16 protein-coding genes are annotated in these 24,320 nt (G+C 69.0%); 13 read left to right on the top strand and 3 right to left on the bottom strand.

The genetic code is table 11. The annotated features are described in order from the left end of the window. The first annotated feature begins 405 nt into the window (after window positions 1-405). The gene (locus tag ACLJPY_RS24675) at window positions 406-2,688 is read left to right on the top strand and encodes a helix-turn-helix transcriptional regulator (RefSeq protein WP_410591815.1); all 2,283 of its coding nucleotides are present in this window, start codon (window positions 406-408) and stop codon (window positions 2,686-2,688) included. Here the strand turns inward: ACLJPY_RS24675 and ACLJPY_RS24680 are convergent. Then, window positions 2,642-3,793, bottom strand: a complete 1,152-nt coding sequence (locus ACLJPY_RS24680) for a cytochrome P450 (RefSeq protein ID WP_410591816.1) — start codon at window positions 3,791-3,793, stop codon at window positions 2,642-2,644. The genes ACLJPY_RS24675 and ACLJPY_RS24680 overlap by 47 nt on opposite strands. Window positions 3,794-4,302: 509 nt before the next feature. On the opposite strand from ACLJPY_RS24680, the gene ACLJPY_RS24685 reads away from it, so the two are divergent. Both ACLJPY_RS24685 and ACLJPY_RS24690 read left to right on the top strand, forming a co-directional pair. Further along, entirely contained in the window at window positions 4,303-4,659 is a 357-nt protein-coding gene (locus ACLJPY_RS24685; RefSeq protein WP_410591817.1) for a hypothetical protein, read from the top strand. Further along, window positions 4,652-5,869: a hypothetical protein gene (locus ACLJPY_RS24690; RefSeq protein WP_410591819.1), complete on the top strand. Its 1,218-nt coding sequence runs from the start codon at window positions 4,652-4,654 to the stop codon at window positions 5,867-5,869. Before ACLJPY_RS24685 ends, ACLJPY_RS24690 begins: the two co-directional genes overlap by 8 nt. 37 nt (window positions 5,870-5,906) lie before the next feature. Here the strand turns inward: ACLJPY_RS24690 and ACLJPY_RS24695 are convergent, their stop codons facing one another. Further along, window positions 5,907-6,581 (bottom strand): hypothetical protein, encoded by a 675-nt coding sequence (locus ACLJPY_RS24695; protein WP_410591820.1) that lies wholly within the window; start codon window positions 6,579-6,581, stop codon window positions 5,907-5,909. 237 nt (window positions 6,582-6,818) lie between these two features. Here ACLJPY_RS24695 and ACLJPY_RS24700 point away from each other — a divergent pair, with 237 nt between their 5' ends. The 10 genes from ACLJPY_RS24700 (at window position 6,819) to ACLJPY_RS24745 (ending at window position 19,047) form a co-directional block, all read left to right on the top strand. Continuing rightward, entirely contained in the window at window positions 6,819-7,748 is a 930-nt protein-coding gene (locus ACLJPY_RS24700; protein WP_410591821.1) for a hypothetical protein, read from the top strand. A gap of 91 nt (window positions 7,749-7,839) precedes the next feature. Further along, the gene (locus tag ACLJPY_RS24705) at window positions 7,840-8,130 is read left to right on the top strand and encodes a hypothetical protein (RefSeq protein WP_410591823.1); all 291 of its coding nucleotides are present in this window, start codon (window positions 7,840-7,842) and stop codon (window positions 8,128-8,130) included. Between the two features lie 42 nt (window positions 8,131-8,172). Then, a complete protein-coding gene (locus ACLJPY_RS24710) occupies window positions 8,173-8,949 on the top strand; it encodes a hypothetical protein (RefSeq protein WP_410591824.1) in 777 nt (258 codons plus the stop codon). Further along, the gene (locus tag ACLJPY_RS24715; protein WP_410591825.1) at window positions 8,946-10,367 is read left to right on the top strand and encodes a hypothetical protein; all 1,422 of its coding nucleotides are present in this window, start codon (window positions 8,946-8,948) and stop codon (window positions 10,365-10,367) included. Before ACLJPY_RS24710 ends, ACLJPY_RS24715 begins: the two co-directional genes overlap by 4 nt. Then, a complete protein-coding gene (locus ACLJPY_RS24720) occupies window positions 10,364-11,878 on the top strand; it encodes an SCO6880 family protein (RefSeq protein WP_410591827.1) in 1,515 nt (504 codons plus the stop codon). The genes ACLJPY_RS24715 and ACLJPY_RS24720 overlap by 4 nt, the downstream gene beginning before the upstream one ends. 107 nt (window positions 11,879-11,985) lie before the next feature. Continuing rightward, the gene (locus tag ACLJPY_RS24725) at window positions 11,986-13,410 is read left to right on the top strand and encodes an ATP-binding protein (RefSeq protein WP_410591829.1); all 1,425 of its coding nucleotides are present in this window, start codon (window positions 11,986-11,988) and stop codon (window positions 13,408-13,410) included. Then, the gene (locus ACLJPY_RS24730; RefSeq protein WP_410591830.1) at window positions 13,407-14,528 is read left to right on the top strand and encodes a C40 family peptidase; all 1,122 of its coding nucleotides are present in this window, start codon (window positions 13,407-13,409) and stop codon (window positions 14,526-14,528) included. Before ACLJPY_RS24725 ends, ACLJPY_RS24730 begins: the two co-directional genes overlap by 4 nt. A gap of 45 nt (window positions 14,529-14,573) precedes the next feature. Then, window positions 14,574-16,454, top strand: coding sequence for a type IV secretory system conjugative DNA transfer family protein (locus ACLJPY_RS24735; RefSeq protein ID WP_410591832.1), 1,881 nt, complete (start codon window positions 14,574-14,576; stop codon window positions 16,452-16,454). After that, entirely contained in the window at window positions 16,451-17,128 is a 678-nt protein-coding gene (locus tag ACLJPY_RS24740) for a hypothetical protein (RefSeq protein ID WP_410591834.1), read from the top strand. Before ACLJPY_RS24735 ends, ACLJPY_RS24740 begins: the two co-directional genes overlap by 4 nt. A gap of 1,133 nt (window positions 17,129-18,261) precedes the next feature. After that, window positions 18,262-19,047 carry an NYN domain-containing protein gene (locus ACLJPY_RS24745; RefSeq protein ID WP_410591835.1) on the top strand — a complete coding sequence of 262 codons (786 nt, stop codon included), beginning with the start codon at window positions 18,262-18,264 and terminating at the stop codon, window positions 19,045-19,047. Here ACLJPY_RS24745 and mobF read toward each other — a convergent pair. Beyond that, window positions 19,041-24,152 carry a MobF family relaxase gene (mobF, locus tag ACLJPY_RS24750; protein ID WP_410591836.1) on the bottom strand — a complete coding sequence of 1,704 codons (5,112 nt, stop codon included), beginning with the start codon at window positions 24,150-24,152 and terminating at the stop codon, window positions 19,041-19,043. The genes ACLJPY_RS24745 and mobF overlap by 7 nt on opposite strands. Between the last annotated feature and the right edge of the window lie 168 nt (window positions 24,153-24,320).

Raw genomic sequence — 24,320 nt, forward strand, 5'->3', positions numbered from 1 at the left:
GATCTTCGCGGCGTGGCTCGCCCGGTCGGTCGATCGAAGTGGCGAATGCTACTCAGCGTAGTCGACTGCCCGTGGCCTGGTTGTTGGCGTCTAACCCGATTGAGTGTTCCCACGGTCAATTCTCAAGGACCGCGGTCCTACCCGTGGTACGAAACATGACGCGGAGCGCGGCAGACCTGAGGTGACGCGTTTCTCGCCGGCGAGGGGCTAGTACGAGCATCAGTCGAGGCCCGTGACGAGCAGGGGCAGTACGAGGAGGGGCAATGTCGACATCGCACACCACGGCAGGACGCACGACGGGCGTGAATAGTGCTACATGTCGGCGCCATGGCGCGTAGACCGCTGACGAGTGCCGGTATACCGGGCGCGGCCTATCCGACGACACTCATCGGTCAATTACAGAAGGTGACTGAGATCGAGGGTTATGTCGACGAAGGTAACCCTCTGGTGGTGGTGACCGGCAGCGGTGGAGCGGGAAAGACGCGGGCGGCTGGAGAAGCATTCGGACACCGATGCGACGCCTACGACGCGGCCGCCTTCGTCCGACTCGCGGAAATAAGCGACGAGCCGGGGGGCGAAACGACAGTAGATCGAATCTGCAACTTGCTGCTCGCAGATTTACGCGTCGCCAACCACCAGCCCGACGCCCGGCCGCTGGACGTGCTGATCGAGTTCTTGTGCGACCACAGTGTCCTGCTCGTGCTGGACAACTGCGAACACCTGCTCGAGCCCATCCAAGAACTTGTCGACTTGCTGATCAACCGAGCGCCGCAGTTACAGATCATCGCGACCAGCCGCGCCTGGCTGGAGATCCACGGCGCGCGTATCGTGCACCTCAACCCTCTCCATGTCCCCGACAAGAACGCCGGCCGGGTCGAAGCAGAAGAGTGCGATGCGGTGAAGCTGCTGCAGGACCGCGCTGCCCTGGCCGGACGTCCGCTGACCGCGGACGACGACTGGTCGGCCATCGTCGGCCTGGTCCGCTGGTCCGACGGGATCCCGCTCATCCTGGAACTCGTCGCGGCTCAGCTGAGCACCGGACGATCGCCTCGCGTGGTGTTCGATCGCCTGGAAGGCGGATCGGCCTTGAGATATGCCCCGGGCACCCGCGGAGTTCAAGCTCATCACCTGGCCCTCGACGCGGCGATCGGCGAATCCTGGAAGCTGTGCACTGAGGTCCAGCAGCGGGTGTGGGCAAGGTTGACGGTCTTCACCGGCGGCTTCACGCTCGAGGCGGCCGAGCGGGTCTGTGCGGACGCCGTCGTCGACCGTGCAGTGATTCTGACGACCCTGGATTACCTGGTCCGGCACTCGATCATCGAAGGCGCATCGGCCGACGGCCGCTACCGGCAGCACAACTACCTGCGCGAGTACGGCCGCCGGCGCCTGCGACACTTCGGTGACCAGGACGCGATCGAAGAACGCCTCTGCGCGTGGGTCGCGCAACTAGTGCGGGACGCGGCTGAAGGCTGGTTCGGCCCGGACGAGATGTGCCGGCTAACCGGCGTCAACGCCGAGGCCGCCAACATCACCGCGGTGGTGAACTGGTGTGCCGAGCGCGGGCAGGTGGAACGCGGGCTGACGATCATGTTCGACCTGCTGCGCACCCGCGCGCCGTTCTTCTTCGCCACCGAGATCCCTGTCTGCCGCCAGGTCGAGAAGCTCCTGCTGGCGGGTCTCACCGAGCCCACGCCGGTGCGAGTCTGCGCGCTGGCGATGGTCGGCTGGACCTGGATCGCACTCGGCGCTCGCGAGCGCGGCAATGCCCACCGCGACGAGTGCCTGGACCTTGCCCGCCAGATCGGCATGGAGAACGCCCCGGCGGTGCAGTTCATGGACGGCACCTACGACGCGCTAGCCCTCGGGCTGCGCAGCGGCTACGCCAAGCTGGAAGCGGCCCGCGAGGGATTCCGCGCGGCCGGCGCCCACGGCTCGGAATTCATGGCCGGGCTGCTGCACGCCTTCAACGCGGGCCTGCTCGGGCCGGTCGAGGAGGCCGACCGCATGTCGCAGTGGTGCCTTGATGCGGCCCACGCCAGCGGCGCGGAATGGGCGATCACCTGGGCGGAATGGACCCGCGGCCTGCCCGAAGGCTCACAGCCGCAGGCCAGCGCCCGCAACGCGCTGCGCGCACAGGTGAAACTCGGCGACCTGTGGGGGCCCGCCTGGGGCGTGGAAGAGGAAGCCCGCAAACGCGTGCTGGCAGGCGATCTCGTCGGCGCCGCCCATCTATATGGCGGCTCGGACAGCCTGCAGGCCCGCCACGGCGTCCGGTTCAACGGCCTGCCCGGATGGCGCCACCACCGCGACATCGCAATCGACTCGATCATCCACGGCACCGCGGAGAAGGCAGGCATCGGCGAGGAGGCATTCGAGGCGGCACGAGCTGCCGGCGCGCGATGGCGCGACGACCGCATCGTGGCCTTCGCCCTCGGCGACACCGACCCCACCTCGCCGCCGCTGACCCCGCGACAGTGGCAGATCACACGCATGGCCGGCGACGGGAAGTCGAATGTCGAGATCGGCGACGCCCTGTACGTGTCGGCGCGGACGGTCGAAGGCGATTTGACGAAGATCTACCGGCAACTCAACCTGCGCGGCCGTACCGAGCTCGCCGAGTGGTATCAGGCATACGTGTCGGCTAGCGACGGCTCCACTGCGCCGGAAGCGCCGCCACACCGCGGATGACCCCGAACGTGCGCCGCACGCTCGCGTGCGGCTGCAGCCGGACATCGGGAAGCGCGCGCAGCAGCTCCTCCAGCATGACCCGCACCTCCACCCGGGCCAGGTGCCGGCCGAGGCAGCGGTGCTCACCGGCACCCCATCCCAGGTGTCGTGTCCGGGTGCGCTCGCGATCGACCCGGAAAACGTCCCCGTCGTGGAAGCGACGCTCATCGCGGTTGGCGCTGCCCCAGGCCAGCAGCAGCCGATCCCCGGGTGCGAGCGGCATTCCACCGAGCTGGGTGTCGGTGGTGACGGTGCGGCCGGTGGCCGCGACAGCGGGCTCGTAGCGGACCAGCTCCTCGACGAACGCCTCCATCAGCCCGGAGTCGGCCGCGACGCGCTCGCGCAGCGCCGGATCGTCCAAGAGATGCAGGATCGCGGTGGCGCAGGCATCGGCGGTGCTCAGGTGCCCGGCCGCGACCATCAGCATGGTCATCTTGACCAGCTCGTCCTCGCCGGCGGTACGCCCGTCGACCTCGGCGGTGGCCATGCACGAGAGCAGGTCGGAGCCGGGATGGGCGCGGCGGTCGCGGATCTGCCTGAGCAGGAAATCCGCGTACACCCGGCCTACCTGCTCGGCGTCGGTCAACGTCTCGGCGCCGTAGAGCGCACGTACGTGCTCCGAGAGCCACGCCCGCTCCAGCTCGGCGAGCCCGAGGACCCGCCCGATCACCAGCGGCGGCACCTGCTGGGTATAGCTGGCGACCAGGTTCCCCGCCCCCTGAGGGATCAGTTCCTGCAGCAGCGTCTCCCGGCAGATCGCCCGTACGTACTGCTTCTGCGCCGCCGCGGCCGCCGGGGTGAAGAAGGTCGCCAGCGCGCGCCGCCACTGGTGATGGTGCTCCGCGTCGGTCTCGAACATCGGCGCCACCGCTTCCGGCATCTCGGTGACCACCGCCGCCGCGCCGAGCCCGCCGACGTAGGCACTGAACCGCTCCGGCGCCTGCGCGGCTTCGCGGATCTCGTCGTACCCGGTGACCAGCACGAACCCATCCAGCTCACCGCTGCGCGCGACCGGACACCCCCGCCGGATCGTCCCCAGCGTCTCGTACGCCGTCGCGGCAACCACGGGATCGAGATGGTTGAACCCCGATGCCAACGCCGTCGGATCCGTGACAGCTCCGCGCGTCGGCGCGTCCCCCGAATTCAGCACCATGACTTCCTGACTAGTCAGCCGCAGCCTCAGGAATCAATCCCGCACCAGGCAAGAATGCGACCCCGAGGAGAAGTATGCGGACCCGCAGCGACCCCGCAACGACCGCAAACGCCCCCGCATGACCCCCGTAATCGAAGTCTGCGGGATCCAACGGGCGTATCCGGGCGTCGAAGGTGTATCCCGTCCGTCAGGATGGCGGCAACGCTCTGACCTGCTGCGATGAAGACCCATCGTGAGAGTGCTGAACCAGGGGGCCGGTGGGGACCGGCTGGATCGACAACATCCAGGGAAGAAAGTTGAATCACGCAACTAACGAGGACGAGGAGTTCCGCCGGCGCTGCGAAACCCTCATTGCCACGCTGCCGATTCGGTACCCGTTCGAGTTACGCGCCTTCCTCAAGGCCCTCGGGAAACAACGAGAGATGACCGTCGTCCTGGGACGGATGCTGACCGGGCGCAGCGGGACCAGCGGCCTGCTGGTGCGCATGCGGACAGAGTGCCTGCTCGGAGTCGCCGCCGCCGCCGCCCCGACGCACGTCTACCACATCGTCTTCCACGAAGTCGGGCACTGGATGCTGGACCACCCGGGCGACTACATCTGCAGCCGGCGCACCAGCAGCAGCGACCAGCGGGAGATCGACGCCGAGCAGTTCGCCCACCAGCTCCAAGCGCACGTGCGGGCCGGGACTGCGCGCCACCGCGACCGCCAGCCCCCGCCCGGCCGCACGGCCCTGCGCGCCGCCTTCGGTGCCCGTCACCACCTGTGCGCCGATGGCTGACGCCGTCACCGTCCTCTGGTACGGCGCCGCCGTAGCGGGCGTAGCGGAATCGGGCAGGAAGGTGCTGGTCAACCGGGGGGTCGGCTATACCCTCAGCCGCCACTTCCTCACCGCCGGCATCGCGTGCATGGCGCTGTCGATGGCGGCCGGGGATCCGGCGACCGTGGACTGGGCCGACAGCGTCACCGGCCTGCACAACGTCGCGATCGTCGTCCACCACGTGCTGGGGATGCTGGCGATGGTTTTCGTCGCCGCGTTTCTGCACACCCTCGGGCAGCTGCGTCTTCCGATGCCCGGAGTAGTCGCAATATTCGTGGCCTGCGCCGTCGCGATGGTCACGCTGTACGGGCTGGCCGGCGCGCACACGTCTTTCTTCGCCTCGCCCCGCAACCCGACACTGCCTTCCCAGCTTTACAGCGCGATCTACTTGGGCTACATGGTCACCTGGCTCGCGCTGCTGCTGCTCGGGCTGACGGTGGTGGCGATGGGCGAGGTGGCCGGGGTCCGCGGCGGCGTGGCCCTGGCCCAGCTGGGTATCGCGGTGTCGCTGGTCGGGCTGTGCTGGCGCTTCGGGGGCGCCCTCCGGTTGCTGGCTGACCCGCACCATCTGCCTCGGGGCAGCCACTTCGGGGTGTTCACCGACGCCGCCGGGCTGCTGCTGTTCATTCTGGGCTCGGCGTTCGCCGCGGCGACCCGCAGGGTGTTCGTCCGGCGTGACCGGCGCCGTAAGCAACGCCAGGACGTCGCGATTGAGCGCCTGTGGCTACGGACGCGGATCCTGCTCGCCAGCCGCAGCCGGGCCCCATTAACCCAGCCTCAGAAACTGGTCGACATCGAGGACGCGCTGCTGATCGTGGACCAGCTGGTCGACGCGGCGACGCGGTGGGCGATCCGGCGGGAACTGCAGGACCTGGCACTTGTCTACGGTTTGGACATCGAACCGCTGGCGACCGCTGTCGAGATCGAGATCGCGATCGCCAGCCTCGTCGTGCACTTGTCGCGCCCGTCGAGCGAGCCCATCCGCGATGTCAGCACCGACGATGCTGAGGACGAGGAGGTGTGGTGGCCGGAAACCGAGCTCCTGCGTGTCGACGACGGTACGCGACGGGTCTGGTTGGCCGCTGTCGGTGACGCGCTGAGCGAGCGCCGGGTCCAGCGGCTGGCGACGAAGTTGGGACCGCGGCAGCCCGCCGCACGTAGCCGGTCGTGATGGCGGATCTGGATCTGAAGGGGCACCTGACCATCAGTCAGGCTGCTCCGGGGCCGGGGCCGGGGCCGGGGCCGGGGCCGGGGCCGGGGCCGCGGGACCTTCGGGCGATCCGTTCGAGCACCTTCAGCAGCAGCTGCTTGTCGGCTTCGCGCGCGCCGTCGAGACGGCTGGCGATCGTGCGGGCGTTGACGCCGACCCCGCCGATCTCGGTCATCAGCTCGTGCGCTCGGCGGTCGGTCTCGTCGTAGGGCACTTCGAACTCTGCGGCTCCCACGTGGGGGTCGAGCAGGTCCCGGTGGATGCGCCAGAACGCGGCCAGACCTCGGGTGATCGACGGGCGGGTATTTTCCCGGATCCCGCCCTTGAAGTTGTGCAGGGCCTGTTTGGTAAGGGGCACTCCGCTGCGGGCCTGGACCCATCGTGCCACCAGCGGAGCCCGCGCGATGAAACGTCGAAAGCCAGGCACCTTGTCGGCAGCCAGACGGGCGATCTCGTCGGGATCGACGACGGGCTCACCGTCGAGCACGTAGTAGGTCGACTCGTGCTCGAACAGGTACGTCAACCGCTCGGCGAAGGTGTCGAGATTGAGCAGGTCGAGGGTGAGCTGCTGCTGGGCGGCGTAGGGACGGTGCGGGATCGGCGAGTCCAGGTGCGCTGGCGAGGTCGATTCCCAGCTGTCGAAGGCCGGCTCGTCCTCATACCGTCGTCCCACGCCGCACCCCGCCCGTTGTCGTGACCGTCTGGTTCAGACTTCGCCGTGATCGATCGTGTTTGACACTTCGCAGGTTCGGTCTACCATCGAATGCAAAGAGCCACACGTGTTGACAGTATCTTCGGTTTACTGAGAGAAAGCAACCCACGCCACCCCGTACAGGGGGTTGGAGCACGGTCCCGCTGTGACCGCCGCACCCTTCACCGGCGCACCACTACCGCTGAGGGGAGGCCCGTCATGACCACGGCCGACAACCTACCCGTGGACGTCGGCTCCCGTGCGGACGCACCGGTGACCGAGAAGCAGCAAGCCACGCCCGCGGAAGCGGCGGTCGAGCCGCTCGACTGGTCGCCATTCGGCCGGATCGTGCCGATCCTGGCTGCATCGCCCGGGGCCGGGGCCACGACCACCGCTGTCGCGATCGCCGATGCGCTCCAGCTGGCGGGGCGTTCTGTTCTGCTTGTCGACGCGGGCGATCCGGTCCGCTCCGGCCTGGGGCGCGCTGCGCGGGCCGACGGTCCACGACGGGACGGGCGTGGCCCCGCGGCCGGCGTCCGGTTCTCCCGGCGGGCGCGGGCGATCCTGGCGCGCCTCGACGTGGCGGAGGCCGCCGGAGAGCCGGTGGTGTTTCCGCCGCCGCCGTACTGGCATCCCGGCGGCGATTGGAGCGTGGATGCGACCGTGGTCGACATCGGCCACGACCCGTGGCGCCTGGCAACCGACCCTGCTCTCGGAGCAGGGCAGTGGCTGCGCACTGGCAGCCCATCACCGATTCCGGCGCTGGTGGTGCGGCCCTCGGTGCCCGGTCTCGCGCACGCCGAACAGGTCCTGGCGCGCCTGGAGCCATGGGTCCGCGCGGGCGCGGTCACTCCTCCCACGCAGTTGCTGGTCGTGGGCGCGCGCTGGTGGCCGAAGGGCGTGGCCGGTACCGCAGGCCGTCGCACCAATGTCCTGCTACCCGAGGCCGTGTTCTTCCCTCACGACCGCGGCCTCGCGGTGCAGGGCGTCACCGAAGACGTGACGCCGCCATCGCTGCGCTCACCCGCCGAACACCTGCTCCGGTCTTGGCATGTGCTACCCCAGCGGACCCGTCGGCTATCCGTGCTCTCGCGGGCAGGCAGCGCCCGCGGACGCACGAGACGCACGGCCGGCCACGCCTCCGGCTAAGCCGGTCCTGCCGCTCGGCCGACAAGAACTTTAACGCCCTCCCACTTGACCCGCTCGACACGACGTCGGGCGGTGCGACGTGGAGGGCGCGATGTCCGCGCACATTGTCATCGACTGGCTCGGCCAGATCCCGAATCCGACACCGGTGCAGCCCACCGTCGGTGGCGACAAGATCCTGGGGCTGCTTAACAACGTCAAGTGGGGCGCGGGAGTCGCGCTCGTCGCGGGATTCTTCATCGGCCTGATCGTCTGGGCCGGCGGACGCTGGGTCGATCACCACCGCGCCGGGAAAGTCGGCGTCGTCATGATGCTCTGCGCCATCGCCGGCGCGATTCTCTACGGCATCGGCTGGTCGCTCATCAACAGCTTCGCGGGCGGCTGAGCCATGTTCACCACCACCGAATCGCCGCGCCCTCGTACGCGTATGCGCCGCCTGATCATCATCGTCGTCCTGCTCGTCGTCGCGGTCGCCGTGGTGCTGGTTGCCCGGCAGGCAACGGCACCACCGTCGTCCCCGCCGGCCGCGACTCCGCCCGGCGCCGCACCCTCACCGGCACCCACAGCACCGGTCGACGAAGCGACCGCGCTGGCCACCCGCCCCATGCTGACCCTGCCGCGCGAAGCGGCACTGCCGCACGAACTCACCACCGCCACGGCCGGCCCGCCGATCACCGTCCCACGACCAGCCCCGATCGCGAACCGCGTGATCTCCGACAGCTTCCCGGCCACCGCCGAAGGCGCACTCGGGTGGCTGACCAACTTCAACGAGACCGCCCTGCGCGGCGGAGACCCGGCCACCTACCTGCGGGCCTACACCGAATCCGCGCTCCCGCACGCACCGTCCCCGCAAGGCAACGGCCCGCTCGCGCTGCTGACCTCGTTTCGCGAGGAAGCAGGGATCCGCCCCGGCGAGCTTAAGCCCGGCCTGACGGTCACCTATGACGTTTCCCAGGGCCTGATCAAGGGCACCGCTGATGGCGGCCGGTTCGCGGTGGTGTGCACGCTCGGGCAGCTGAGTTTCGACTACCAGGGCCAGAGCACGCGCATGGGCATCGGCGACTGCCAGGCCCTGCGCTGGACCGGCACCGCCTGGCGCATCGCCCCAGGTGCCCGCGCCGCCTACGCCGCGTCTGCGTGGCCGGGCAGCGCCGAATCGGTCGCGGCCGGCTACCGGCCCCTGCAGCGGGACGGCGTCCGATGAACCCCGCGGAACTGGAGTTGCTGAAGGAGCTGGGCAGGCTAGCCGGGGCAGGGGTCAAAGCGACTGCCGCCGGGGTTCTCGAGCCCCTCATGGCAGCGACCTGGGCGGCGGCCTTGTTCATCCTGCGCACCGCGTTCCAATTGGTCGACCAGTTCTCCCTCTTCACCGTGTCCACTACGGACGGGCCGGTGTCGATCCTGTGGCCGATGACGCTGTGGATCTCTGGGGTCATCGCACTGGGGATGTTCTTCTGGCAGATCAGCACCACCATCCTGCACGGCGGTCGCGGCTTCATTCGCTTGATCACCGGCCCGATCCAGTACGGCATCGCCCTCGCGGTGACCGTCGGGGTGGTCGCGGCGTTCGTCGCCGCGGCCGACGGGCTGACCGAAGCGATCCTGTCCACGGGGCTGCGCGTGGGGAACTTCCGTGACGCGCTGAACATGACTGGCTTCACTGACGCCCTCGCCGACGAGGTGAAGAACGTCGTCCTTGGTCTCGCCGGCGCTTTCGGGGTAATCCCGGCCGGGCTCGGCTTCGCGTTCGAGGCGGTGTTTCGCGAGGCGGCGATCTATGTGGTGGTCGCCACGGTTCCGATCGCCGCGGCCGGGCTGCTAGCTGACGCGACCATGCGGTGGTATTGGAAGGTTGCCCGCTGGGGCTTGGTCGCCATCGTGATGAAACCGGCCCTGGCGTTCGTGCTGGTGCTGGCGGTCGCGATGGTCGGTGGCGCGCAGGGCCTGTCCGGGCTGCTGGCCGGGATCGGGGTGCTGTTTGTCGCGCTGTGTGTGCCTCTGGTGCTGTTCAAGCTGTTCGCCTTCGTCGACCCCGACTCCGATCCTCAAGGCGTGTTCCGGGACAAGCTCTCGGAGGCGGGCTTGGACTCCTACGGCGCCAACAGCATCGCCGGGCGCGCAGCTCACGCGTTCGGGATCATGGCCCGCAATGATCTGCAAAACAAGGGAAACGACGGCGACGGCGACGGCGACGATAGCCAGGAGCAGGCGAACGTCGATCGCTTCGACCAAGCTGCCGTCGGCGACGACGACACGGCAACCGGGCCGCTTGACGCGACGAGCGACGAGCACGCACCTGACGAAACGGACGATGCCGCCACGACGCCCGACAGCAACACACCCGGCACCGACGCGACCGGCGGCAGCGACGCACAGCATTCTAGAACCGACCCGACTGCCGCGTCGACGGAGCCGCGGACAGCCGAAACCGGTGATACCGGTGGCGCGGGAGCAGCCGGGCCCGCCGCCGATGACGGCGGCGGCGAGTTGCCACCTCCAGACCCGGGAGGAGATACCGGGCCACCGACACCACCGGTCCCGAAGCCGACGGGCGGCCCATCGGATGACGGCGGCGGTGGCAGTGCGGCGGGCGAGGCCGAGGAAGCGGCGGTGCTGCTGTGAGCACCGCGACCCGGATCTACAAAGGACTGTCCCGCAGAGAGCGGGCGGGCTGGATCGTCGGGCTGACACCCGTCCAGGCGTTGGTGTGCGTCGGGCTGGCTGTGCCGGTGATTCTCGCGCTGGCCGCTGGACGTTTCGGCGAAGCCGTGGTCGCGGGCGGGCTCTGCGGCACAGCGGCGGCTCTGGTCGTGGTGCCGGTCCGCGGGCGCCCGGCGCTGCGCTGGCTGGGGCATCTGCTGCTCTACCGTGCCGGGATCGCGTTGGGCTGGTCGCGGTGGCAGTCGCGCGCGGTCACCGGCCAGACCGCCGACCTCGATGAGCCGGATCTGCCCGGGGTGTTGGCCCGGCTGCGGTTCCCCGACGGGCCACCGCTGCGCGACCTCGGCCGGGTTTGCCTGATCCACGACACCGGCGACGGGCGGTGGGGCGCCACCGCCCGCCTCACCCACGCCGGGGTCGGGATGCTCTCGGACGCTCAGTGCGAGCGGCTGGCCAACCGGCTGGGCAACCTGCTGCTGTCGATCGGGCACCGCGAAGTCATCGACCGGATGACCCTGCTGGTGCGGACCGTGCCCGACGACGGCGCCGACTACCAGGCTTGGCGGGCCGAGCACGACGTCCCGGATGCTCCAGCGTTCGCGCGGCAGGCGTCTGAGGAGCTGGATCGTCTGGTCGGGGCGGTGTCGGTCCGGCACGAAGTGTTTGTCACCCTCTCCGGCGCAGATGACGCTCTCCGCCGTCCGGCCGCCGCCGCTGGAGGTGGGGTCGCCGGCCGGGCCGCGGTGCTCTACCGGGTACTGGACGGGCTCGAGGACAAGCTGAAATCGCTCGGCGCCACCAGCGTGAAGTGGCTGTCTGGCCCGGAGCTGGCGGTGGCGATCCGCACCGGCTTCAATCCGGCCAGCGCCGCCAGCCTTGCGGCGCGCCGCCATCGCGCCGGAGACGCCGGTAACGCCGGTGTCCGGTGGGCGACCGCAGGACCGGTGCACGCTCCCGCCCCGTCGGCGCGGGCGTACTACCACGACGGCTTCGCGACGGTGTCCTACTCGGTGTTGATGCCCGAGGCCGGGACCGTGTTCGGGTCACTAGGCGGGTTGCTGGCGGTCAAAACCGCCGGCGAGCGCCGCAGCCTGGCCATCCACTACGAAACCCTCTCCCAGCACCGGTCCCGCAAGGCCGTGCGCCGGCTCCGGTTCCGCACCGGCGTCGTGCGGGACTGGAAGTCCTCGAAAGGGTTCAACTCCGGCGCGGCCGAAGCCCGCGAGGCGGGCGGGGCGCGGGCGCAGGAGCACGCGGTCGCAGCCGGGCACGGGATCGTCCGCTTCGCCGTCGCCGCGGCCGTCACGATCCCGGACACGTGGAACATCGAAGACCACGCCGCGAAGCTGGAGAACGACATCGCCGGCCGCTTCCAGCTGCTGCGGATGGAACTGGCTCAGGACGCTGGGTTCGTCGCCGCCGTCCTGCCCGTCGGTGTCGGGCTGCCGCGGCTGCGGGGCGGCGCGTCATGAGCCGCCGCACCGACGAGCGAACCGCCGCGGAACTGCTCGCCACCTTCGGGCCTGCGCTCAGCACTCGACCAACGGGACGCCCACGTCGAGACGGTCGCAGCGCGCGCGTGAACCAGCGCGCCGCGCCGCGGCGCGGCGTCGCCCGGCCCGGGCACGGCTGGTCGCCGGTGGCGGCGCCGCTGCAGGTCTACCAGGCCGGCACGCACGAGATCGGCGGGTTGTTCCCGTTGCTGGCGGCGAGCCCGTTGCCGGCGGTCGGGGCTCGGATGGGGTACGACGTGCACTCCGGGGGCGCGTTCTATCTGCACCCGGTCGAGTTCGTTCTGCGTGCGATCTGCACCAACCCGAACATGGTGCTGTTCGGCGAGCCCGGCCGCGGCAAGTCCTCCACGGTGGTGGCGTTCCTGCTGCGGATGATGCTCACCGGCGTCCGCACCCTGATCTCCGGCGATGTCAAAGGCGAATACACCCCGCTGCTGAACGCCCTGGGTGTCACGCCGATCATGCTCGGCCGCGGCAGCAGCGCCCGCCTCAACGCCCTCGACCTCGGCCCCCTCGCCGCCCGCTGGGACACCTGGCCGGCCGAACGGCAGCGCGACGAGCTCGACGGCGTCCTCGGTCGCTGGGTGCAGCTGCTGGTCGCGCTCGCCGAAGCCCAGGGCTACCGACCCACCGTCACCGACGAAGCGGCACTGTCGGCGGTGCTGCGGCAACTGCTCGGCGCCAGCGACGGCTACACCCGCCTCACGCCGATCACCATCCCCGACGTCCACCGGGCGCTGTCGGACCCGGAGGAGCAGTTGTGGCAGGGATTGCGGTTCGCCGGCCGCCGCCAGTTCCTCGACCACCTCCGCTCGATCACCGACGCCCTGGCCAACCTGATCTCCGGCCCGCTGGCCGGGCTGTTCGACGCGGCCACGAACTTCACCGTCGACTGGGACGCCCCGATCCAAAGCCTGGACCTCTCGCGGCTACGCACCCGCGGCGACCAAGCCATCGCCGTCGCGCTGACCTGCCTCGGGTCGTGGTCGTCACTGGCCACGGATCTGCAGGAGGACGGGGAACTGCGGATCGTCGTCCGCGACGAGATCTGGCGCCAACTCCGCCTGGGCCTGCGGGCGGTCCAGGCTGTCGACAGCGAACTACGGCTCTCGCGCGCCGAACGCAAGATCCAGGTGCTGGTCAGCCACAAACCCGGCGACTTCCTCTCCGTCGGCGCCACCGGCTCTCAGGAAGTCGCCATCGCCCGCGACCTGCTCGCCCTCTGCTCGATTCGAGTCCTTCTTGGACAGTCGACCCGCGTGGCAAGCGAGCTGGCCGATGTCCTTGCACTGTCGGAGAAAGAGCATGAGGCGACGACCGGGTGGGCGAACGACCGTCAGGGCCGCGCGCTGTGGAAGATCGAGAACCGGACCGGCCTGAAAGTACAGACAGTGCTCAGCCGGATCGAGCGGCAGATCTTCGATACCAACTCTCAGCTCGTCACGAAGCCGAACCCGCTACCGAGCAACGCCGTATCGGCGACGTCATGAAGCCCCACGGGATGCTCGCCGGTGTCTCCGGCGCGCTGGGCGGGCTCGTGTTCCTGCCGATCCTCGCGCTGGCGCTGATGATCGGCCCCACAGCGACCGCGACGATCGTGCAGCTGAGCGGCTGCGAGCAGGGCGGCCCGGGCGGCGGCTCCATCGTGGTCGACCGCCAGCAGCTGGGCGCCGACGAGATGGACATCGCCCGCACCATCGTCGACGTCGTCCAGCAACGCCGGCTCCCGCGGCGGGCCGCGGTCCTCGCGATCGCCACCGGGATGGTCGAGTCCGGGCTGCGCAACCTCGACTACGGCGACCGCGACTCGCTCGGGGTGTTCCAGCAACGCCCGAGCCAGGGGTGGGGCACCCGCGAGCAGATCCTCAACCCGGTCTACGCCACCGGCAAGTTCCTCGACGCCCTCGTCGCGCTGCCCGGCTGGGACACCATGGCCCCAGGCCAGGCGGAGCAAGCCGTCCAACATAGCGGCTTCCCGGACCGCTACGCCCCACGCGAACCTGCGGCCGCCGCGATCGTGGATCGCTTCTGGACCGGACCGGACAACCCGACCCCGCCACCTGGCGGCGGCACCGAAGCCGTGCAAGCGAAGACGCTGTGCCCGGACCAGGGCGGGTCCGACGTGCCCCGCGACCCGAGCCAGGTGGACCCGAAGAAGCTGCCGCCGGGGTTTACACTGCCCACCGACGTGCGCCAGCGGGCCGCGGTCGGCTTCGCGCTGGGCCAGCTCGGCAAACCGTATGCCTGGGGCGCGAAGGGCCCGGACGCCTACGATTGCTCCGGGCTGATGCTCGCCTCCTGGGCCGCCGCCGGCATCGGCATCCCCGCAGGCACGATCAGTCAAGTCCACGCCGGCCACTCCGTCTCGTCACTGGAGCAGGTGCAGCCCGGGGATCTGCTGTTCATCCCCGGTTCGCTGGGGACTGCGCAGGTGCCGCGGCACGTCGGGATGTACGCCGGACACGGCCTGATCGTCGACGCCTACGACACCGACACCGGCGTCATCCTCGAACCCCTCTCCACGTGGACCTCGAAGATCGTCGCGATCCGCCGGATCGCCGACCCCAGTCCGCCCTCCCCGCCACCGGGAGGGAGCCCACTCCGATGACTATCACCGTGGTGCCGCTCTCCCGCTGTCCGGGAGGAGCGGCCGATGCCGCGCACACGCACCGACACACTCAACCTCGACCGCGACGTCGCCCTGATGGGCCTTGCGGTCGCCGCCCTGGCGGTCCTCTGCACCCTCGGCGCGATCGTCATTGTGGCGGCCGTTCTGGTGACCGGGTTCTTCACCGGCACGTGGACCTGGCCCCCGATCACCACGTGGGCGGGCTTCGCCCTGACGGTCGCGTTCCACGCCGCCGACCCAGGACCACATCTGCCGGGCCCATGGTCGAACGCCATCAGCGATCACCAGCTGGCGTTCTGCGTCTGGTTCACTACGATCTCGATGCTCACCGCCGGTCTGACGGTCGGCGTGGCGATTCCGGTCTGGCGACGGGTGGGGCCCACCGACCCGGGACACGCCACCCGCCGCGAGATGGCCAGGACGTTGTCGGTCGCAGCCGCGCGCAAGACCGCGGTGTGGACCCGGGGTGACCTCACCGACGAGCAACGCCGCACCGCGCCGGTCGAACAGATCGCAGTCCCGCTGCACCGGGGCCCCCGGCGCCAGCGGCTGGTGACCTCGCTGGAGACGCCGACCGGGACGATCGCGCCGACTCGTTCCGGCAAGTCCCGCACGGATCTGGTGCACAAGGTCCTCGCCGCCCCGGGCGCGCTGATCGCGTCGACAACGAAGAACGACCTCGCCGAATGGTGCCTGCTGGCCCGCACCCGCCGCCCCGACGCCGGGCCGGTGCTGGTGATCGACGCCACCGGCACGCTGTCCTGGCCAGCGCACGCCCGCTGGTCACCGGTCACCGGCTGCGCCGATCTCGCGGTCGCGCTGCGGCGCGCTGAGACGCTGATCGAAGCGTCCTCACTCGGGCTGGAAGACGTCGGCGGCAACGACGCGGTGTTCCGCGGCCGCGCCACCATCGTGCTGCAGGCCTATCTGCTAGCTGCTGCACTGCACCATCGGACGGTGACCGATCTGGTCGTCTGGTCGGTCACCAAGCCGCCGGATCAGGAGCCGGTCGAGCTGTTGCGGCACCGGTTCCCCGAGCTGGCGTTCAACCTGCGCTCTGAGATCGGGATGGTCGCCGAGACCGCGGATGCGGTCTGGATGTCGGTGCGGCGGGCGATCGAGCCGTTCATGAACCCCGCCATCCGCTACTTCGCCACTCCCGCACCGGGGCAGGAATTGGACATCGATGAGTTCCTGCGCCGTCGCGGCAGCCTGTTCATTGTCGCCGGCGAGCACCAGGCGCCCCAGGCCCGTGCGGTACTGACTGCCTTGGGGGAGCAACTCCTCACCACGGCGCAGGACGCCGCGCTGCGGTATGAACGACGTCGCTTGGAACCGCCGGCGACGGCGATTCTGGACGAGCTGTTCGCGGGGACGCCGGTGCCGCGGTTGCCCGCGATCATCGCCGACTCCGCCGGCCGCGGCGTGCTGATCCACTGGTCCGCCCAGTCCCGCTCCCAGCTGGACGAACTCTACGGCGAGCCCGGCCGGCTGCAGCTGATCGACAACACCCTCACCCTCACCGCCTTCCCCGGACTCAAAGACGACAAAACCCTCGAGTGGCTCTCCACACTGTCCGGGCACCACCGCCGCCGCACCCACCAGCACCACAGCGACGGGATTCTCAGCCCCGGACGCGGCGCCAGCGGCGAAGAAACCGTCCCCACGCTGCGCGCCGGGGACATCCGCACCCTCGACCGCGACCGGGTCCTGATCCTGCACGGCAACCTCCGCCCGATCCTCGGCCGCACCGTCGACGTCGGACAACGACCGGACTGGCCCCAGCTGCAGGCCGATGTCGCGACGATCCGCCGCGGCGACGCCCCGGTCGGCACCGACGGGTACCTCCGCCCCCTCCCGCCGGCGATGGTCGACGGTCCGCACATCCGGAAGCCGCGGCGATGACCGAGGACGACGACATCCCCACGCCGGAACCTGACCGCCCGGACGAGGCAACGCAAGCCGAACAACAGCAGCCCGCCCGTTCCCGCGCCGAGCTCGACGCAATGACCGAGGAACTGTGGGCACGGACGCAAGCCCAGCAGTCCGAGATCGACCAGCTCCAGGAGAAGATCGCGGAGCTGGAGAACGACGCGGAGGAGAAGCCGCGGCTGGCACCATGGTTGCCGTTCCCGGCGCCGCCGGCCGCGGAGGACAAGCAACACCGGGAGCAGAGCCCGGTGTTCACCGTCACCAATTTCGTGCAGTACTACAACGCCGTCTACGTCGGCAAAGGCGGGACGCGCGCGGTCGCGATCCCGGACTGCTGGCCGCAGCATCCCGGGTTGGTGGCGGAGCTGGCGACGCTGGCCTACACGTGGCGGGCCGCGCACGTCGGCAAGGGCGCCAAGGCCAGCGACGCCCAGTACTGGCACGACCGGTGGCGGGCCGGTTTCGCCGAACGCATGATCACCGAGTGGACTCACCAGCAGTGTCTCACCGAGGTTCACAAGCCGGTGGGTGCGACGCCGCTGACCGACCGTTTCACCCCGGAAGTCCAAGACCTTTCCGCTGCTAGCACGCCCGCCACGCAGGATGACATGGGTACCCTGGAAGCGGACGAGAGCACAGAGCCATGATCAAGCTCTACTGAGGAAGCCGAGAGCGTCCCCGTAGCGATTGAGAGCTGAGTCCACTCGTCTGTCGAGAAGCATTCGAATGGCGGATGAGTGCTGACGGGATCGCCTGTCGAATAGCACGCTGCTAGCATGTGCTTTAGCGCCTTGATGTTAACGCGTCAAAGCGGCAGAAGCCCGGGTCGGGGCACGTTCTCAGCTCGAACCCCGACCCGGTTGGTCACTTGATCAGGGGGTGACCGGCATCCTTCAGGATGTCGTACACCCACCTGGCCACGGCGATGATGACCGGTAACCAGCGGGGCGGGCTGCAACCCGTCCCGCTGGGCCGGTGCCGCGTCGCCAGTAGGTGACGCGGGCTTACCCGCCGCTTGACCTTCCTTCTCCTCTTGGACAAGTTCGTCCTCCATCTCCGGTCGAGCCCGTTGCCCGACCTCTTCCCCGAGGTCGGACGTAGTGTCCGGAAGACGTCCTGCCCGTGGCACCGATGATGCTCCGCTGCCACGAGGGACTTTAGCGTGCGACGAGACATTCCGGTTGCTCGGGTCGAGTTGAACTCCGTTGACAGGAAAGGGAAAGCAGTAACGTTACCGTGTAACCGTTACTGCTGGCGCTGTGCAGCGCTTGGCAACTGAAGTCAGCATTCTGCAGGTCGGCCGCCTCCACGCCTCGATGCAGCCTCATCCCAAAGGGTGAACTTCGCGGACATTGGTGCGGAAACGTGGTTCTAACCCGGAGTATCTGCAACTGAAGTCAGCATTCTGCAGGTCAGCTGCCTGCACGCCTCGTTGCAGCTTGCCCCTAAAGGATGAACTTCGTGGGCGTTGGTGCGAGAGAAGCGGTTCTATTCCGAAAGTGACTGAACTGCGGACCCGGACGGCGACCACCTGTCCGGATCAACGACAGGGGAACGGTCGTGTCATGAGGACACATCGGGTGTCCGGGCGTGGGCGTCGTAACTGGCTCAGTAGCTCTCTGAGCAGCCGCCATCGGAACGTGGATCCTTCGGCATTCTCGCCGGGCTGGACACCGATGCCATGGCAGTCGACGGCTGTGCGCGCGAGAGGCCCGCGTGAGCGTACGCTTGGCCGCGTCGCCGGACGATCATTGATGGAGCGGATGAGGGGACGACGTTCGTGGTGAACTCCGACGCAGCGAAGCTGGCCGTTCTTATCGACGCGGACAACGCCCAGCCGGGCATCGTTGAGGGGTTACTTGCCGAAGTCGCCAAGTACGGCACCGCCCACGTCAAACGCGCCTACGGCGACTGGACCGGCACGAATCTGCGTGGCTGGAAGGAGCAGCTGCTGACCGCGTCGATCCAGCCGATGCAGCAGTTCGCCTACACTACCGGCAAGAACGCCACCGACGCGGCGATGGTCATCGACGCGATGGATCTGCTCTACACCGAACGGTTCGACGGCTTCTGCCTGGTATCCAGCGACAGCGATTTCACCCGTCTCGCGTCGCGGCTGCGGGAGTCCGGGCTGACGGTGTACGGGTTCGGGGAACGCAAGACACCGGCTCCATTCGTCGCGGCGTGCGACAAGTTCGTCTACACCGAAAACCTGGTCCGCGTGAGTACAGTCAGTCCAGTAGGTGCGACGGAGAAGCCAAACCCGCGACGATCAGCGGCTGAGTTGAAGCAGGACACCGGCTTGGTCACGCTGTTGCGCAGCGCGGTCGACGCGGCGTCCGATGAAGACGGCTGGGCGCCGCTGGGCGCCGTGGGAAACATCATCCTCAAACGGCGCCCGGACTTCGACTCCCGCAACTACGGATACCCGAAGCTCAGCGGCCTGATCGAAGCCACCACGCTGTTCCAGGTCGAACGCCGTTCTGCGCCCGACGGGAAGGCCAGTGTCGTCTACGTGTGGGACGATCGCCAGCGACCTGACCCAGCTCAACGGGCCGGTCAGTAGCCCATACCGCGGTGCAGGTCGTCGCCAAAGCTTTCGTGACGATCGTCGTACTCGTCTTCGGTCTCGTCGTGCCGCGCCGCTTGTCGTTCCTTCTCGTCTTGATCCTGGAGCTGTTGGGTGCGGGCGGCGACGCCGCTGGTGAATTCGTCGCGCAGGGCGTCGAGGGTGTCGCGGCGGGACTCGGCGGTGAGCATCGCGTCCGATGCGGCGTCTTGCCGGTCTGGTGCGGTCATCAGCTGCCTCCATTGGGTGGTGATCTGGTCCCAGGCCGCGGCTTTGGGGCCGTGCCCGGCGGGTCGCAGGCCGAGCGGGGAGGCGTCATCGGTAGTGGTGATTCCGTAAGTTTCACGGTACGCCGCGGCCAGCCGGACAGTCTGATCCCAGGTCGCGGCCGGTTCAGCGTCGTCGGGGCGCTGACCGAGCCGTGCAGCCCAGCGAGGTTGCTCGCGATGCACGTGGTCGAGCAGCTGGTCGGCGCGGGCAGCGATCTCGCCGTTGAGGCCGTCCAGCCGAGCCCGGGCGCCGTGATGGTCGCCGGGTGTTCCGAAGTCGGGTTGGGCCTGCCACGGGAGCGCGGCGTGCAGCCCTTCTCCGGCGCGGTGGCGGTCGGTGAGAAGGGCAACGAGAGCTTCACCGGCACGGCGATAGTGACCGTCCTCGGCGCCGGTGATGTCGTCGGCGAGGCGGGTGAGGGCGTCGGTGAGGGCGGTGTCAGCGTCGAGACCGTATGCCGCTCCGCCGGCGGCGTGACGCCAGACGATGCCCCACTGCTCGCCGGTGACGTCCGCGTCCGGTAGATATTCGGCGACGATGCTGCGCCACCGATCGACCTGGTCGTCGGTCGGCGCCCCGATTCTGGCCGGGGCTTGGTGCTCGTTGACGTGCGTTGACACGCGCTTGGCGAGGACGGCGGCCGGGTCGCTCGCCCAGGAGAACCCGCTCTCGTCGGCAAGTCTGCGGACCAGCCGTTCGGCCTGCCAGCCTTGATCCTGGGCGTTGGCCAGTGCGCCCAGGGCGGCGGGCTCGGCCCTCGCGTTGACCGAACCGGGGACGTACTGGGCGAGTACGTCGAGGTAGCGGTCCTCATCGCCGTCGCGCGCGAGAAGCTCGTAACGGCGCACCAGCACGTTCAGGGGCTCGAGGACGACACGCTCATCGGCATCTTCGAGGCCGGCGAATACGTCGTCGAGCTCAGCGGATCGGGCGGCCACCCAGGGTGTTGCAGGTTCGGGTTGGGCGGTCGCCGGTGCTTTTCCGAAGTTGTCCCAGCGCTCGCTCAGGGTGCGCCAGGCGTGTGCCCGCGCGCCGCGGCTGTCAGGTCTGGCGCCTAGCGGCGCCTCAGCGTCGATGCGGAACGTCTCGCGGTAGGCCGCGACCAGGCCGACGAGGTCGTCCCACTCCTCGGCCGCGATCGGGTTGTCCGGGCGCGGCCCGAGCTTTGATACCCATTCGGGCTGGTTGCGGATCACCGCGGCACGCAGCACTTCGACCCGCTCGGCGATGGCCTGGTTCATCTCGTGCAGGTACTGGGCGTGCCCGGGATGGTGGCGAACGTGGGTGAAGTCGGGGCGGGCCAGCCAGGGAACAGCGCGCCTGTGGGCCTCTCCACGCTCACCTCGGCGCGTCAGCTCGGCGGACAATGCCGCGTCGGCATATCGGTCATCCGGCATTGGATCCGGTACTACCGGGCGCGCCGCGAGCTGATGCGCGACCACGGTCAGCGCGGCGTCGATGTCGAACCCGATCGCCAGCGCGCCGGCGGCCCGATGCCAGATCTTCTCCCATTCGGGGTCCTCGACGGCGGCGTGCGGGGCGATCGCGTCGACGATGCTCCGCCAGCGGGTCACGTCGGCCGGCTGCGGCGGTGCGGTCGGGGAGGGCGGCTGGCGGTGCCCGAGGTGCGTGGTGATCCGGGCTTGCAGCGCGGCGCCGGGGTCGTCGGCCTCGTCCAGCGGTTGGCGCCAGCGCATGACGGCGGCGACAAGGGGCTCGGGCTCCCACCCGAGGTCGTGGGCGTTGCGCAGCGTCTGGATCAGCGCTGGCTCACTGTCGAGATCGACGGTGGAGGGGGCGTGGCGGGCGAGGATGGCGCGGTAGTGGTCCTCGTCGCGGTAGGTGGCGGTGTAGTTGTAGCGCAGCACCAGCGTGCCCATCGACACCGCCGCGTCCTGGGCCTCCCGCAACGTCTCGGTCGCCGAGACCTCAGCCCCGGAGTGGTGCAGCACGCCGGCGAGCACCGACCGCGCCGACACCGGCTCGGGGGTTTCGCGGTGCTGGTCGATGACGTGGTGGTGGGTGACGACGTAGATGAAGTTGCCGAGCATGGCGCGGGTGATGCCGGGGTAGAACTGCTCGCGAGTCATCGTCGGCGGCACCAGTAGGTGGGCGTTGCCGGTGCTGGTCATGCCCTGCACGCGGTTGATGGTCGCGGCGTAGGCGAGTTCGACGTGGGCTTGGACGTACCCGGCCGGCAGCGTAATGGAGGCATTATGGACGCGGTGCTGGACTGTGATTCTGCCAGTGCGGTGGACGTCGGTGATGGTCCAGACGTCGCCGTTCTTGACGAAGTCGCGCCCGCCGAACAGCGACAGCAGGCGCTGATTGTGCCGGGTAACGACCCAGTCCCCGACACTGGCGGTAGTGGCGTCGTGCAGCTCCACCTTACGGCCCCGGTCGACCAGGCCACGGGCCAGGCGCCGTTCGCGGGCGTCGATGTTCAAGGCGACGGTGTCTTCGTTGGTCGGCACGATCAGCAGCGACTGAACGCCGCCGTCGAGATCAGACTGCCAATGCGAGCGCGCGGCGTCGCGCATCGTCTCCAGCGACCCGTCGGAAACCCGACCGCTGTCGAAGTAGTACTCGAGCCCCTTCGGGTTCGCCGCCCGGATCTGCAGCGACGCCGCAGCCTGCTCCTTGCGGTCGTCGCCGCGGAAGCGCACGATCTCCCGGAACCGGACGGCGCCGACGTCGTGGGCGATCAACCGGATCGCGCCACCGGCCTCGACCGCGGCCAGCTGCGCGTCATCCCCGATCAACCGCACGTCCGCGCCGTTGGTCAGCGCGTACTTCACGACCTTGTGCAGGGTATGGGTGCCGGCCATCGCCGCCTCGTCGACGATCACCAGGTCCCCGGCCTGCATGGGGAACGCGCGCTGGGCAAATCCGAGCCGCAGTGCGGTGGTCAGCTGATGCAGCGTGTGCGGCTTCGCCCCGATCGACGCACCGAGCTCCTGCGCCGCACGGGCGGACGGACCGAACGCGTAGACGCGGTGCCCGGTGCGCCGCCACGCGGTCGCCAGGACCTTCATCGCCGAGGTCTTCCCGGCCCCGGCTGGCGCCAAGGCGAGCTGCAGGCGACGTCCGGAACGAGCGAACTGGCGCACCATTTCCGTCTGCCCCGCGTTCAATCCCTGGCCGGTGAGAGCCTTCTCGACGGTGTCGGCGCGCAGGCGGTGCCCGCCGCCGCGGCGGGCCCAGGCGACCAGGTCGCCTTCCGCGGCGAGGGTCGCGGTGGTGGTGTAGCGGGTCGAGTTGTGCTCCATGAACACCGACTCGCCGTCCCTTCGACGCAACGAGGCTGGCTCGTTGACCGCGGTCGGGCCGACGAGGGCGACGGTGTCGGCCTGGGCGAGGATGGTGTCGACTACGTCATCGACGAGCTGCTCGCGCTTGTCGACCGGCACCTTCAGGTGCGCGGTCTGGCGGTGGGCTTCGGCAGCAAGGTTCCACCAGGAAAAGTGGCTGTAGTTGTCCGACACCACATCCCGCGTGACCCGGGCAAGTTTGGCGATGTCGAACGCATCCGGCTCGGCGCGTCCGCTGAGGAAGACGCGGTCGGCGAGTGTGTCAAGGACCGTGGCCGGTACGAGGGTTAACGCGTGCTCACGCCACGCCTCGAGGTGTTCCGGCAGCGTCTTGGGTGGCTTCTTGCCGGGACGGTTGTCGTACTGGGCGGCCCGGTCGATGGCGAAGATGTCCTTCGGCGTCGGCTCCTTCCCGTACTTGGCCCGGAATTCGACGATGCGCTTCGCTCGAGCTGCCTCGAATTGGCGATGGCGCTGGGAGAACAGCTTCACCAGCGTTACCGGGACACCTTCGAGCTGCCAGACCGGGCGCTTCATGTCCACGCCCTCGGCGCCGCGCTGCACCCACGAAGCGCCCTGTTCGCGGAACAGGTCACGCAGCCGGTTGTCGAAGTACTCCGACACGGCGACGGTCGCGGCGAACATGGTGCGCCCGTCGAGAGCAGTCCACTCGCCATCGTCGCTGCGCTGCACCTTCGACGAGATCAGGACGTGGAAGTGCAGGTGCGGATCCGAGGCGCGGGAATCCCAATGCTCGAACAACGCGGCGGTGATCCCATTGACGTCGACCTGAGCCTCGCCCATGTTCCCGCGACGGGTGTACGCGACGTTTCGCTCCATATAGGACACGGTGTCAAGGGCAGCTTGGCGGGCCATGCCAACAATGCGCTTCCGTCCGGCTGGTGACGCCATCGCCCACGCGATGGAGACGGTCTTGTCCGGTGCGAACACCGCCTCGAACCCGGAGACCGCGGACTTGAGATTGCGCTTCTGCTCCGCTAGCCACTTGTTCAGTTCCGTGTCGCTGACGGGACCGTTGCCGTCGTGGGCTTTGTGGCAAGCCTGCAGCTGCACACCGTGACGCAGCTCGGCACGTTTCTGTGCGGAGATCGGCGCGCCGACCGGCCGCCCGTGCAGGCGGTTGTGGTCCTTGTACGCCTGCGACACCTGGGAGCGCAAATGATCTAGCGCCGAGTACTGCGGGAACCGCCGGCCCAACCGGGTCGCTTTCAACGCCTCCGCGGCGGTGGCGCCGCCGGCGACCATCTCGGCTTCGATGGCGTCTGCATGCGGGTGCCGGCCTTCGCCGAAGAGGGCGTTCATCTGGGCAGAAGTGACTGCGCCGGAGAGTCCTAACTGCTCTGCTCCGGCGCCGAACCATTGGCCTGCCGGGTAACCACGGGAGAGGTAGTAGTCACTCAACAGCTCGCCGGGCGCGAGCTCACGGTCGCGATCGGCGCACGCCACCGTGTTCGTGAGATACTCATGACCACCAGGGCTCAGCTTCCGCAAGCCCATCATGTCCACACCAGACTACGCCGAAAAGGCAGCGGCGCCCACCCGGTTACTGGTAACGACGCGTATTCGTTCGGCGCGTGTTCGTTGGCGGGGAAGTTGAACCTGCGGCCTGCTCATGAAGTGACGACAAAGCTCCGGATGGACGCAGGAGTTGATCAGTACAGGTAGCCT

The organism is Amycolatopsis sp. lyj-23 (assembly GCF_046549135.1).
In the GTDB taxonomy this organism is placed as follows: Bacteria; Actinomycetota; Actinomycetes; order Mycobacteriales; family Pseudonocardiaceae; genus Amycolatopsis.